This is a genomic window from Amycolatopsis sp. 195334CR (assembly GCF_017309385.1).
GTDB lineage: Bacteria > Actinomycetota > Actinomycetes > Mycobacteriales > Pseudonocardiaceae > Amycolatopsis.
Map to the genome: position 1 here is coordinate 1261931 of NZ_JAFJMJ010000002.1, position 13297 is coordinate 1275227.

Consider the following 13297-nt stretch of genomic DNA (forward strand, 5'->3'; position numbering starts at 1 on the left):
GCCCCAGGCACCCCGCGCCGATTGCTATGAGTGGGGCATTACTTGCGGTGAATGCAAGTAATGCCCCACTCATAGCAATCACTAGGCCGGTAGCCCGGTGGCGGCCGGGCGGCGGGCCTGGTCCGGCAGGTGGGTGCCCACCATGATCAGCCGCAGGGCGCGTTCGGTGGCGTCGGTGAGCAGGGTCTCGGCGTTGCCGATGGCTTCGGCCAGGGTGCCGGGCGTGGCCAGGATCCCGCTGAACGCGTCGATTCCGGCGCTCCGGGTGACCTCGGCACCGGCGCCGATGGTGCCGGCGAGGGCGATCACCGGGACGTGGTGGCGTTTGGCGAGTCTGGCCACCTCCCCGGGCACCTTGCCCCGGACGGTCTGGGCGTCGATGGTCCCCTCGGCGGTGATCACCAGGTCCGCCGCGCTGATCCGGGCGTTCAGGTCGAACTGGTCCAGCAGCACGTCGAACCGGGAGCGCAGCCGGGCCCCGAGCCCACCGGCGAGACCGGCGCCGAGCCCGCCGGACGCCCCGCCGCCGGGCACGAGCCGCAGGTCCTGGCCGCCGGAGCGGTCGAGCAACTCGGCCCACCGCTCCATCGCCGCCGACAGGACGGCCACCTGCGCCGGGGTGGCGCCCTTCTGCGGGCCGAACACGGCGGCGACCCCGCGCTCGCCGGTGAGCACGTTGCACGGGTTGCACGCGACGACCAGTTCCGTGTCGCGAAGCCGCGGGTCCAGCCCGCTCGTGTCCAGCGACACCGCGTCGTTGAGCGCGTACCCGCCGGGTCCCACTTCCCGGCCGTCCGCGTCGGTGATCTTCGCGCCCAGTGCGCTGAGCGCGCCCGCACCGCCGTCGCAGGTGCCGGAGTCCCCGCAGCCGACGAGGATCCGCGCGCAGCCGAGGTCCAAAGCGGACCGGATCAGTTCACCGACCCCGTAGGTCGTGGTGCGTCCCGGGTCCCGCCGGTCGGCGGGGACCAGCCGCAACCCGGCGGCGGCCGCCATCTCGACCACCGCGGTGCGCGGCCCTGGACCACCCAGCAGCGCCAGCGGAGCGATCACCGGCTCACCCGCCGGCCCGGTCACCGTCACCGGTATCAGCCGCCCGCCGGTGTTCTCGGCGAGCGCCCTGGCCGAACCCTCACCGCCGTCGACGAGGGGAACGGTGTCCAGCAGCGCGGTGGGCGCCACCCGCCGGACACCGGCCGCGATGGCACCGGCCACCGCGTCGGCGGAAAGGGACTCCTTGAACCCACTCGGGGCGATCACCAGACGCAACGGCGTGGTCATTTCATCTCCTGGAGGTAGAGCGGCAAACCGAACCCCGGCCAGACGGCCGTGGCGAACAACAGGACGAGCAGGACGAGGAGCGGGCCGAGCACCACCGACAGCCGCAGGAGGTCACCCCGGCGGTAGGTGGGCGCGTCACCGATTCCGCTGAACAACGCGACCGGCTTGGCCGACGCGGGCAGCGTGTGGCAGAACCCGGCCGCCACCGTCGAGGCGAACGCGGCGGCGGCGGGGTTGAGCCCGGAAACCGCGGCCACCGGCAGGATCAGCGGCACCAGCACCGAGGAACGGGCCGAGCGCGACTGGAGCACCAGGTGCGCGGCCGCGCTGACGCCGACGATCACCGCGAGCACCACCAGCGGGCTCCCGGTGTGGTGCCCGAGCGTCACGCCGGCCAGCCACCCCGCCGCACCGGAGGCGCTCAACGCGGACCCGAGCGCGGTGGTGGCCACCATGAACAGCAGCAACGACCACGGAACGGTGGCCAGCGCGGCGTCGAGCGCCACCGTGCCCGCCTTCGGCACGGTGATCAGCACCGCACCGGCCAACGCCACGAGCGCGGGCGGAAGTCCGTGCCAGGCTTCGGTGCACCACAGCCCGACCACGAGCGCGAGCACCGCCAAAGCGCGGAGTTGCACCACATTCAACGCTCCCAGTGCGACCCCCGCCTCCTCGGCGAGGTGGTGCGGGTCCACCACGACCGGCTGCTTCCGGTCGGCCCGCCGCGTCATCAGCAGCAACACCAGTTCGGCCGCGAGATGGCTGCTCAGCGCCGCGATCGGCACGCCGAGCAGCAACCACTGTCCAAACGAGATCCCGGAACCGGTCGACCCGGCGAGGATCTCCACGGTGATCAGGTGCGCCCCGGCGCCGGTCAGCGTGGCCGCCGCGGAGAGCAGGATCACCGACGGGATCAGCAGGGCCAGCGCCCGCACCACAGCCGGGCGGGGCGCGAAAGCCCGTGCCAGCGCGAGGAACACCGGCAGGGCCAGCGCCGCCCGGCCCGAGGTGGCCGGGATGGCGAAGGCGGTGAGCACCAGCCACGCGGTGAGCAGGTGGAACAGCGTTCTGACCCGGGAAGCCCTGGTGCACAAGGCGATCGCCGCGCGGGCGGGCAGGCCGGTCGCGGAAATCCCCGCCGCCAGCACAAAAGCCGAGATCAGCAGCCACACCACCTCGCCGCCGAGCGCGGCGAAGACCTGGTCGGCGTCCAGCACGCCCAGGAGGATCAGCACCAGCAGCGCGGCGAACCCGACAAAGGTGTCGTTCCGGCCGAACAGCCAGAAAAGCGTGGCGCCGGCGAACACCACCAGCGTGGTCCGGCCGCCGCCGGGCAGCGCGGATCCGGGGCCCGGCAGGAAAAGGTACAGCGCGGCGAGCACCAGCACGGCGGCCGCCAGTCCGAACGGCCAGCGCGGCACGCGGGGTGCCGCGGCCGGATCGGCGTCGTGCGCCGCGATCTTGAGCATGGGCCGAGAATGTGGCCGCCCGCTGAACGAGCGGTGAAACGCCGATGAGTGAATCCTCATCGGAGGGTGACAGCGGACGCCTTGGTGTCCCGTGCGATGTCCACTGGGGACGCATCCGTTACGCACGTAGGTCCAGCCACGGAGAATTTTGACGTTCACCCGTTCGGCCCAGTGCTTCTGGCGGTGTTCGGCGGCTAACGCTCGTACCTCGGGAAACGCCAGTAGTCAACCGAATGCGGACGGTAACCGGTAGTTGATCTTGGGGACGCAGCGCACAGTCGGGTGGGCGGGGGCAACCGCGTTCGGGTGAGACATGGTAAAAAACGGACCCTGATCTGTTCCGCGGCAACACGGAGGGTGAGGCGAGCACTGGTGGTCATGGGCCCGGGTCCCTGTGGTCCCAACGGTTCCGCCGTCGGTTCTGCTTCCTCTGCCAGATCTCCACACGTTTTTCGCCGACTGTCACTCAGGAGTTCGTGAACCCCCGTGCTGAACAAAGATGAAAAAGATGAATCGGACAAGCCGTATGACAAGTCCATCCGGAAACGGCTGACCAGGACCGTCCTGATTCCCAGCGTGACCCTGCTGGTGCTGTGGACCGCGCTGTCCTCGTACTTCTTCATCAACGGGCTCTACGTGCGCCTGGTCGCCGCCTCGGTGCGCGAAGTGTCCATTCCGGCCGCCACCGCGCTGGCCGCCTTCCAGGAGGAACGCCAGACCGCCTTGCGGTACCTGGACAATCCGTCCGCCGGGCCGGCCGGGCTGGCCGAGAAGCAGCAGGCGACCGACGAGAAGCTGGTCGCGCTGCAGGCCGCCTTCGACTCGACCATCTCCAGTGCCCCCGACGAGATCGCCACCAAGGTCAACGGGCTCAAGGGCCAGTTCGAGCAGCTCCCGGTGCTGCGCTCGCAGATCAACTTCCGGAGCATCGACCGGGCGCAGGTCAACGACTACTACAACGGCGTGCTGGACGCGGCGTCCAACCTGTTCGACACCCAGGCGCGCGTGGTGCCCGACGCCGAGGCCGCGCACGGCGGGGTCACCGCGACCACCGTCTTCCGCGCCGGCGACCTGATGTCGCGCGAGACCTCGCTGGTGTCCACCGCGTTCGCGGCCAAGGCGTTCGACCCGGACGACTTCGTCGAGTTCACCCAGCTCTCCGGGGCCTACCGCACGCAGCTCGCGCAGGTGGAACCGTTCCTGGACCCGGAAGTCCGCGCCCGGTACCAGGCGCTGACCACGAGCCCGGCGTGGGACCAGCTGGGCAACGCGGAGGAGGCGCTGGTCAAGCGCGGCCCGTGGGCCGGCGCGCAGGCGAACAACCTGCCGGTCAGCGAAGCCGACTGGCAGAGCGCGGCGAACCAGGTCGCCAGCAGCCTCAACGACCTGTCCATCCAGCAGGCGGACAAGGTGTCCGCGGCGGCCATCGAGTCCGGTGACGCCCAGCTGCGCAACGCCATCATCGGCAGCATCCTGGCGCTGCTGGCCTCGCTCGCGGCGATCATCGTCGCGGTGCGGGTGTCGCGCTCGCTCGTCGACCGCGCGCTGATGACCCGCCTCGCCCGGCTGCGCGACGACTCGCTCGACCTCGCCCGCAACCGCCTGCCCCGCATCGTCGGCCGGCTCAAGAGCGGCGAACCCGTTGACCTGAAACAGGAACTGCCGCAGCTCGACCACGGCCGCGACGAGATCGGGCAGGTGGCGGAGGCGTTCAACGCCGCGCAGCTGACCGCGGTCAACGCCGCCGCGAGCGAGGCGAAGGCCCGCAGCGGTGTGCACAACGTGTTCCTCGGCATCGCGCACCGCAACCAGGTGCTGGTCCACCAGCAGCTGCAGATCCTGGACGAGATGGAAAGCCGCGAGGAGAACTCCACCCAGCTGGCCTCGCTGTTCCAGCTCGACCACCTCGCCGCCCGCGCCCGCCGCACCACCGAGAACCTGATCATCCTGGGCGGCAAGCAGCCGGGCCGCCGCTGGCGCAAGCCGGTGCCGCTGCTGGAGGTGCTGCGCGCGGCGATCTCGGAAACCGAGCAGTACGCGCGGGTCCAGGTCGAGCAGGTGGCCGACGTGGCCATCGTCGGGGTCGCGGTGGCCGACACCATCCACCTGATCGCCGAGCTGGTCGACAACGCGACCTCGTTCTCCCCGCCCGGTTCGCCGGTCGAGGTGACCAGCCGCCAGGTCGCCCGCGGCGTCGTGGTCGACGTGTCGGACCAGGGCCTGGGCATGAAGGACGGCGTGCGCCAGTGGGCCAACGAGATGATGGCCGAGGCGCCCGAGTTCGACGCGATGGCGCTGCGCGCCGACTCCAGCCTCGGCCTCTTCGTGGTCGCGCGGCTGGCGGCCAAGCTCGGCATCACCGTCACCTTCGACCCGTCCCGGTACGGCGGCCTCCGCGCCACCGTGCTCATCCCGGCGCAGCACCTGGCCGGGCAGGAGGCGGAGCACCACCAGGGCGAGGCGGAGTTCTCCGCCGCGCCGGAGGACAACGCCGTCCTCGCCTCGGTGGGTGCCCCGGCGCCCGCGATTTCCGCACAGGCGCAGGGAACCCCCGCACCGGCCACGCCCACGTCGAGCTCGTTCACCGGCCAGATCCCGTTGAAGCGCGACGTCAAGCCGAGGCCGTACCCGGCACGGGCCGCCGAAGCCGCACCCACCACCCCGCCGGCGTTCACCGAGGTGAAGCACGCGGCTCCGCCCGAGCCGCCACCCGCCGACGACCGGCCGCGGCTGCCGCGGCGCGAGCCGCAGCAGAACCTGGTGGCCCAGCTCGAAAACGAACCGGACGACGACGTCCAGAGCACGGTGACGCCGGGGGAGGGCACCGCCCGCACCCTCGCCGCGTTCCACAAGGGCACCCGTCGCGGGCGCGACGGCGCCGGCGATTCGTAGTCCGCGACCGCACACGAAGTCCACTGAGGAAAGTCAAGGTCTATCCGCATGAACGAGTACGGGACCGCCAAACCCGATCTCAACTGGCTGCTCGACGACGTGGTGAACCGGGTCGTCGGCGCGCAGAACGCCATCGTGCTGTCCGCCGACGGCCTGCTCATCGGCAAGTCGGCCGGGATGAGCAAGGACGACTCGGACCAGCTCTCCGCCATCGCCTCCAGCCTGCAGAGCCTGGCCAAGGGGGTGAGCAAGCAGTTCGCCCGCGGGGCCGTGCTGCAGAACATGATCGAGATGGAACTCGGCTACCTGTTCGTCTCCGCGGCCGGTCAGGGCGCCTGCCTCGCCGTGCTGGCGGGGGAGAACGTCGACGTGGAGATGATCGCCTACGAGATGAGCAGGCTGGTCAAACGCGTCGGCGACTACCTGACCTCGGCTCCCCGTGAAGCGGCGCACGTGCTGCGCGAGGCCACGTGAGCGGGGAGGACGGCTGGTACGACGAGGCGGCCGGGCCACTGGTCCGGCCGTACACCATCACCAGCGGCCGAACTCCCGGCGAAAGCGCCAAACTGGACCTGTCCACGCAGGTGATGACGCTGCGGCAGGACCAGGAACCCACCGGGCTCGGCCCGGAGCACCTGGCGATCGTGCAGTTGTGCCGCAACCCGGTGTCGATCGCCGAGATCGCGGTCTACGTGAAGATCCCGCTCGGCGTGGTGCGCGTGCTGTGCGCGGACCTGATCGAGCGCGGGCTCGTGATCACCCGTTCCCCCACCCACCACCCGGCGCAGGCGCCGAACCTCGAAACTCTCCAGGCGGTTCTCGATGGCCTCATCAAGTACTGAAGGTTCGGCGGCGGACAACGTCCCGACGCCGGTCAAGATCATCGTCGCCGGCGGGTTCGGCGCCGGCAAGACCACCATGGTCGGCTCGGTCAGCGAGATCCCGCCGCTGACCACCGAGGAGGTGCTCACCGAGGCGAGCGCCGGGGTGGACGACCTGTCCGGGGTGGAGCGCAAGCACACCACCACGGTGGCGCTCGACTTCGGCCGGATCAGCATCTCGCCGCGGCACGTGCTGTACCTGTTCGGCACGCCCGGCCAGGCGCGCTTCTGGTTCATGTGGGACGACCTCGCCCGCGGTGCGATCGGCACCATCGTGCTGGTCGACACCCGGCGGCTGGAGACCAGCTTCGCCGCCATCGACTTCTTCGAGCGGCGGAAGATCCCGTTCATCGTGGCGGTGAACTGCTTCGACAAGGCGCCGCGGTACACCCCGGAGGAGATCCGCGAGGCGCTCGTGGTGCCGGATCGGGTGCCGATCGTCATGTGTGACGCACGCGACCGCGATTCGAGCAAACTCGCGTTGATCCGCCTGGTGAAGCACGCGATGACGGTGTTGCCAGTACCAGCTTGATCCGTTGCCTGGCAAGGAAAGTGTGACCGGTTCACCTGGATTTCGCAGCCCTCGCGGGTAACGCTTGGTGTCGGTGCGGGGTGGGATGTCCTTTTGTCAACCCACATGGCGCAATTGGTTGGACCAGCCGGGTGCAGTTGATCAGGGGGATTCTCGCCTGACTGCTACTCTTTGGCGCGTGGTCAATGGCTCGCCGGGGTTGTGCGATCAGGCAAGGGAAAACGGGAGCTATCCGGCGCGGGGCCGGTTGTACGGCGAATTCCTGTGTGGAGTGTGGGCCTCGGCGTGCGAGGCGCTCGAGGTCCCCGCGGACCAGGCGGCGTGGACCACGAGGTTGCTCGGCGCCGCGCTGCCCGCGTGGGCGGCCAACCGGATCGGGTCCACTCCGGACCAGCCGTCTTATGTTGCGGGGGACGGGTTTCCGGCCGAGCTGTCGGTCAACTGGTCGGGCGGGCAACCGGAACTGCGGGTGCTGTTCGACTGCTTGGACGACGTGCAACACGGGCACAGCCTGATCTCCGCCGCGGCGCAGGGGAATGCCCGCGACGGCATCTACGGCTTGTTCACCCCGGAGGCGGGCATGCCGTCGGCGGCGCCGTTGTGGCACTCGGTCGCCTGGCGGCCGTCGTCGCGGCTGGTGCACAAGACCTACTTCGGCTTGTACGACTGGCCGTTCGCCGAGCGGTACGCGGCGGTGGACGAGGCGATGGCCTGGCTGGGCCTGTCGAAGGCCTGGGAGCAGGCCCGCGCCCGGGTCGAGATCGCCGACGGGGAACGGGAAATCGAGTTCTTCGCGGTGGATCTGGCCGGGGAAGCCGATGCCAGGGTGAAGGTCTACTACCGCAACCACGGTGCCGACCTCACCGAGGTGAACCGGATCGCCGCGTCGGCGGCGCGTCACGACACCACGAGCGCGCTGGCCGCGTACCGGACCCTCGCCGGTTCCCGGACCGACGCCGGTGAGGCGGCGCTGAGCTGCCTCGCCTTCCGGTCCGGTGTGGACGGAGCCGACGAGTGCACCACCTACCTCCGGCTGACCGACCTGGCCGGCAGCGACCAGGAAGCGGTGGACCGCACCGCCACCGTGCTGCACCGCGAAGGCGTGGACCCCGCCCGGTTCCGCGCCCTCGCCGGGGCGCTGTCGCCCGGGTCGATCGAGGACAGCCGGGGGTTGCTGGAACTGGTCAGTTACCGGGCTTCGGGGCGGCGTGGTGACCTCACGACGTACTTCCGGCTCCCGGTGTTCGAGAAAACCCCCGCCCGCCTGCTTTCGCCGGTTGATCTCGCGTAGCGGCGCCGGGAAGATGATCATGCTTACCGCCACCGGAAGGAGCCGACCGTGAGCCACCAGGACGTGGACCGCATCGCCAGCCACAATGAGCAGCGGCAACAGGAATACGCCGCGTCGGCGCTGATCCGCCTGCTGGCGGACGAGAACACCGGCGAGCCGACGAAAAAGGCGGTGCTGACCTACCTCCAGCCGTGGTCGAACGCGTTCCAGCGGATGATCAGCGCCCGGGTGACCTTCGAGTCGGACCCGCAGCTGCGCGCGCTCGCCCTGGAGCACCAGGAGGAGGAGATCGGGCACGACAAGATCCTGGCCAGGACGCGGGCCGAGGACACGCGGCTGGTGTGGGACCCGGTGATCGAGTCGGGGGCGTCGTGGTTCGTCGACCAGTTCGCGATCCTGCCGAGCGTGCAGCGCGCGGTGCTGGCGCACCTCGCGCTCGAGGCGGGGAGCCTGGTGCTGAGCCAGGCCGGGACCAAGGCGTTCCCCGATGACCCGTACTTCGACCTGCACGACGAGGCCGATGTGGAGCACCTGGAGATGGGCTACCGGTTGCTGCGGGAGCGCACCGACTGGACGGTGGACGAGCTGATCGCGGTGCTGGACCGGGCGTGGCAGGTGATCGGCGTGGTGTCGGACCGCATCGCCGAGTGCGCTCGCCAGGACACCGCGGCGTGACTGCGGAAGCTCTGGCGGTAGCGCGGGAAAGCGCGGAGGCGTACCGGGAGGCGTTGGGGGATCGGCTGCTCGCCGTGTACCTGCTGGGCAGCCTTTCCTACGGCGGTTTTTCCCCCGCGGTCAGCGATATCGACCTGGCTCTGGTGCTGGATTCCCCGGGGGATCGGGAAACCGTCGACGCGGTGTCGTCGGCGTTGCGGGAACGCGGTGGTTTCTACCTGAAGTTGTCCGTGTTCTGGGCGTCGCTGCCCGCCCTGCGCTCAGGCCGCGACGACGGCCGGTTCCCGGCGCTGGACCGGTTGGAACTGGCGGGGAACGGCCGGTTGCTGATCGGGGAGGAGGTCGCCGCCTCGGTGGCCCGGCCGGAGCCGGAGGAACTCTCCGCGGAAACCGCGCGCTTCGCGGTCGGTGTGCTGGCGACGGAGGAGGTGGTCGCGGAGTTCCACACCCCGCGCCGCCTGCTGTCCGATGCGGTGTGGTTCACGAAGGCTGTGCTGTTCCCGGTGCGTTTTCTTTGCAGCAACGTCAAAACCGGCGGCCGCGCGGCGACGAACGATGAGGCGATCGAGTGGTACTTGTCGCTTGTGGACGCTCCAGCCAAGCCCCTGGTGCGCTCGGCCGCGGCGGTCCGTGCGGGTTCAGCTCTGCCCGATGCGGATTTCGCCGCCGATTTGCGGGCTTTGTACCGGTACTACATCGATGACCAACTCAACCGCCTGGACGATGCCGACCTCCGTGCTGCGTTCGAACGGTGGCGGGCTCAGCTGACCTGAACCGTCGAGATGGGAGCCGCCCTCCGCACGGCTCCCATCGGCGGCGCTCTGCCGGGCGGCGTCGTAGCAGCGCTGTCTTTCCCGGGCCCACACGGCACCGTCGTCGAGTGACTGGTACTCGGGGCGCATGCGCCTTGCCATGCCGTAGAAACCGGAGTTGGGCCTGCCGCTTTCCTTGGCCACCACCAGCGCGCTCCACAGGGGTTCACCACGTTCGGCCGCCCGCCGGGATACCTGGTCGAGGGGCTGGCTCAGGAAGTTCGGCTGGGTTCCCACGCGTCGGGCCAGTGGTCCGTAGCCGATCAGGCCGCCGCCCGTGGCGACGCCGAACAGGATGTCCGCGATGCGGTCAACGCGGTCGATCTCAAAGGTCTCCGGCACTGGTGTCTCCATCCTGGCTCGCCCTCATGGCGCGGTGCCTTGGAGGTCGTGTCAGCGGGGATGGGTGTTACGTCCGTCAAGGCAGAGCGTCGATCGCGGCTTTGCGTAGGGTGGTGGCGAGGGCGGCGGCCGCTTCCGGCAGGGGGGTCGGGAGGTGCGCGAGCATCAGGCGCCGCTGTTCGGCGGGGCCGCCGTGGACCGGGAGGACTCGGACTCCGGATGGGACCACGGCGGCCAGCGAAGCGGGCACGGTGGTGATCCCGCACCCCGCCGCCACCAGGTGCAGTTTTGCCAGCCAGTCCCGGGCGGTGTGCGCGATCTCCGGCCGTTCGTCCAGGCCGGGCCACACGCCCATCACCCGCTCGTCGCCGGAGCCCGCGATCCAGCGTTGCCCGGCCAGGTCCGCGACGTCGGCGAAGTCGCCGCGGGCGAGGGGATGGGTGGCTGGCACGGCCACGCACAGGCTGCGCTCGGTCAGCGTCCGCAGGCGCAGGGCCGGGGTTTCACTGTCCGGCGGGCGAAACGGCGGTGCCGACGCCAGGAGCGCCAGGTCCAGCGTGCCCGCCCGCAGGGCCCGCGCGAGGGCTGGCGTGCTGCCTTCGCGGGTGATCACCGTGATGGCCGGGTGCGTTTCGCGCAACGTGGCCAGAGCTCGCGGCACCAACGACGCCCCGGCGCTGGCGAACCACCCGAGCCGGACCGTGCCGCGTTCGTCGGGGAGTCCGGCCAGTTCCCTGGTGGTGGCGTCGACCTGGTCGAGCACGGCGGCGGCGCGGCGGACCACGACGTGCCCGGCCGGCGTGAGCCGGACCCCGTCGTGCCGTCGTTCGACCAGTTCGGCGCCGGCGGCCCGTTCCAGCGCGGCGATCTGCCGGGACACGGCGGACTGCGTGTACCCGAGCGCGGTGGCGGCGGCGGTGAACGTGCCGCGCTCGGCCACTTCGCGGAACACCCGCAGCGCGGTGAGCGAGACGTCGGAGAAGGCCATGACATCTACGCATACCAGGCGTGCCGGACTTTCGCTGTTCGCATGGCCGGATCGCTCCTAGCGTGGAGCCATGACCACCTCACTCATCGCCCTGGTCACCGGGGCGAACCAGGGCCTGGGCCGGGCGCTCGCCGCCGGGCTGGCCCGGCGGCTGACCGCGCAGGACGTCGTCTACCTCACCGGGCGCGACTCCGCCCGCGTGGCCGAGGCCGTCGAGGGACTTTCCGGCGCCCAGGTCCGCGGTGAACTGTTCGACGTGGCCGATCCCGAAGCCGCCTCCCGGTTCGCCGAGCGGCTGCGGGACCGCCACGGCGGCGTGGACATCGTCTTCGGCAACGCGGTGATGCGCGTCGGCCCCGAGGACGACCCGCGCGAGATCATCGGCCCCTACACCCAGGTGAACAACTTCGGCACCACCCGGCTGCTGCGGGCGTTCGCCCCGCTGGTGCGCGACGGCGGCAGGCTGATCGTGGTCGCCAGTTCGCTGGGCACCCTGCACCACCTCGCGCCCGTGCTGCACCAGCGCTTCGACGGTCTGTCCACATTGGACCAGGTGGACAAGCAGGTGGCTGCCTGGCGCGACGCGGTCGCCGACGGCAGCGCGCGCTCCGGTGCCTGGCCCGGCTTCGTCAACATCCCGTCGAAGATCGCGCAGGTCGCCGCGGTGCGCGCACTGGCGTCGCACCGACGCGCGGCCGACCTCGACCGCGGCACCCTGCTCGCCGCGGTCTGCCCCGGCATGATCAACACTCCGACCTCGGCGAAGTGGTGGGACGTGAGCGGCGCGCCCAGTCCGGCCGAGGCCGCCGTCGCGCTGCTGGACCTCGTTTTCGAGCCGGTACAACCAGAGCACTACGGACAATTGGTCCGATTTGGACAGGTCGTGCCCTGGAAGTAGGCGCTACACCACGTTCCTGGCGCGGTAGCCGGCCAGTTCGTCGGCCGGGATGCCGAGCAGCCCACCCAGCACCTGGTCGGTGTGCTCGCCCAGCTCCGGACCCACCCACCGCACCTCACCGGGGCTCTCCGGCAGGTGCGGCACCACCCCGGGGAAGCGGATGTCCTCCGGTTCACCGTCCACGGTGACCTGGAACGGCCTCACCATGCCGCGCGCCCGGTAGTGCTCGTCGGCCGCGATGGCGTGCGCGTCGTGCACCGGACCCGCGGGCACCCCGGCTTCGCTGAGGATCCGGACGGCCTCGGCGGCGGTGTGGCGGGAGGTCCACGCCGTGATCGCCTCGTCGAGTTCGGTTTCCCTGGCGTAGCGCGCTGATCCGTCGGCGAGCGTGGGGTCGCCCGCGAGGTCGTCCCGGCCGACCGCCGCCATCAGGCGAGCGAAGGCACCGCTGGAGTTGCCCGCGATGACCACCGATCCGTCGGCGGCCGGGTACACCCCGCTCGGCACCACGCCGGGCAGGTTCCCGGCGGTGCGCTCGCGTGCCGTGCCGTAGGCGTCGAGATCGGGGATGAGCGACTCCATCATCATGAACACCGATTCGTACAGCGCGACGTCGACCAGGTTCGGCCCGGGGGGCCGGTGGCCGCGTGCCTTCGCCAGCAACAGGATCAACGCGCCGACCGCGCCGTGCAGTCCGGCGGCGGTGTCGGCGATCGGCGCGGCGGAGCGCACCGGCGGCCGGTCGGGGTACCCGGTCACGTGACGCAGTCCGGCGAACGCCTCGGCGACCCCGCCGAACCCCGCGCGATCCCGGTACGGGCCGGTCTGGCCGTACCCGGAGATCCGCACCACGACCACGTCGGAGTTCGCCTCGGTGAGCCGGTCCGGCCCGAGCCCGAGCCGTTCCAGCGCGCCCGGCCGGAAGTTCTCCACCACCACGTCGCTGTGGCGCACCAGGTCCAGCGCGATCGCGCGCCCCTCGTCGGTGCCCAGGTCGAGGGTGACCGACTTCTTGTTGCGCGCGATGGTCCGGAACAGCATCGAGGTCTCGCCGCGACCGCGCCGCCAGCCCCGCAGTTCGTCGCCGGTGCCCGGCCGTTCGATCTTGATCACCTCGGCACCGAAGTCGGCGAACAGCCGGGTGGCGAACGGGGCGGCGATGAAGCTGCCCAGTTCGAGCACCCGGATCCCGGTCAGTGGAGCGTCGGCCACGGTCGGTCCCCTTCCGCGAGTGGT

12 protein-coding genes are annotated in these 13297 nt (G+C 70.8%); 8 read left to right on the forward strand and 4 right to left on the reverse strand.

Annotated features, from left to right (window positions below):
* Nucleotides 1-81: 81 nt before the first annotated feature.
* Nucleotides 82-1281, reverse strand: coding sequence for a glycerate kinase (locus JYK18_RS28915; RefSeq protein ID WP_206806597.1), 1200 nt, complete (start codon nt 1279-1281; stop codon nt 82-84).
* Nucleotides 1278-2750, reverse strand: coding sequence for an SLC13 family permease (locus tag JYK18_RS28920; RefSeq protein ID WP_206806598.1), 1473 nt, complete (start codon nt 2748-2750; stop codon nt 1278-1280). The genes JYK18_RS28915 and JYK18_RS28920 overlap by 4 nt, the downstream gene beginning before the upstream one ends.
* 486 nt (nt 2751-3236) lie before the next feature.
* Here JYK18_RS28920 and JYK18_RS28925 point away from each other — a divergent pair, with 486 nt between their 5' ends.
* From JYK18_RS28925 to JYK18_RS28955, 7 genes are all read left to right on the forward strand, one after another.
* On the forward strand, nt 3237-5642 hold the full coding sequence (locus JYK18_RS28925; RefSeq protein ID WP_206806599.1) for an ATP-binding protein: 2406 nt from the start codon (nt 3237-3239) through the stop codon (nt 5640-5642).
* Nucleotides 5643-5690: 48 nt separating this feature from the next.
* Entirely contained in the window at nt 5691-6116 is a 426-nt protein-coding gene (locus JYK18_RS28930) for a roadblock/LC7 domain-containing protein (protein ID WP_206806600.1), read from the forward strand.
* Nucleotides 6113-6484, forward strand: coding sequence for a DUF742 domain-containing protein (locus tag JYK18_RS28935; protein WP_206806601.1), 372 nt, complete (start codon nt 6113-6115; stop codon nt 6482-6484). The genes JYK18_RS28930 and JYK18_RS28935 overlap by 4 nt, the downstream gene beginning before the upstream one ends.
* Nucleotides 6465-7055 (forward strand): ATP/GTP-binding protein, encoded by a 591-nt coding sequence (locus tag JYK18_RS28940; protein WP_206806602.1) that lies wholly within the window; start codon nt 6465-6467, stop codon nt 7053-7055. The genes JYK18_RS28935 and JYK18_RS28940 overlap by 20 nt, the downstream gene beginning before the upstream one ends.
* A gap of 178 nt (nt 7056-7233) precedes the next feature.
* Nucleotides 7234-8346, forward strand: coding sequence for a hypothetical protein (locus JYK18_RS28945; RefSeq protein ID WP_307796111.1), 1113 nt, complete (start codon nt 7234-7236; stop codon nt 8344-8346).
* Nucleotides 8347-8394: 48 nt separating this feature from the next.
* A complete protein-coding gene (locus tag JYK18_RS28950; RefSeq protein ID WP_206806603.1) occupies nt 8395-9021 on the forward strand; it encodes a hypothetical protein in 627 nt (208 codons plus the stop codon).
* Nucleotides 9022-9095: 74 nt separating this feature from the next.
* Entirely contained in the window at nt 9096-9794 is a 699-nt protein-coding gene (locus tag JYK18_RS28955; protein WP_307796112.1) for a hypothetical protein, read from the forward strand.
* A 457-nt stretch (nt 9795-10251) separates the two neighbouring features.
* Here JYK18_RS28955 and JYK18_RS28960 read toward each other — a convergent pair whose 3' ends face one another.
* Nucleotides 10252-11163, reverse strand: coding sequence for a LysR family transcriptional regulator (locus tag JYK18_RS28960; protein ID WP_206806604.1), 912 nt, complete (start codon nt 11161-11163; stop codon nt 10252-10254).
* Between the two features lie 70 nt (nt 11164-11233).
* Between JYK18_RS28960 and JYK18_RS28965 the strand changes: the two genes are divergently transcribed.
* Complete coding sequence (locus tag JYK18_RS28965) at nt 11234-12061, forward strand: SDR family NAD(P)-dependent oxidoreductase (RefSeq protein WP_206806605.1); 828 nt, start codon at nt 11234-11236, stop codon at nt 12059-12061.
* 3 nt (nt 12062-12064) lie between these two features.
* Here the strand turns inward: JYK18_RS28965 and JYK18_RS28970 are convergent, their stop codons facing one another.
* The gene (locus JYK18_RS28970; protein WP_206806606.1) at nt 12065-13273 is read right to left on the reverse strand and encodes a CaiB/BaiF CoA-transferase family protein; all 1209 of its coding nucleotides are present in this window, start codon (nt 13271-13273) and stop codon (nt 12065-12067) included.
* Nucleotides 13274-13297 lie beyond the last annotated feature (24 nt).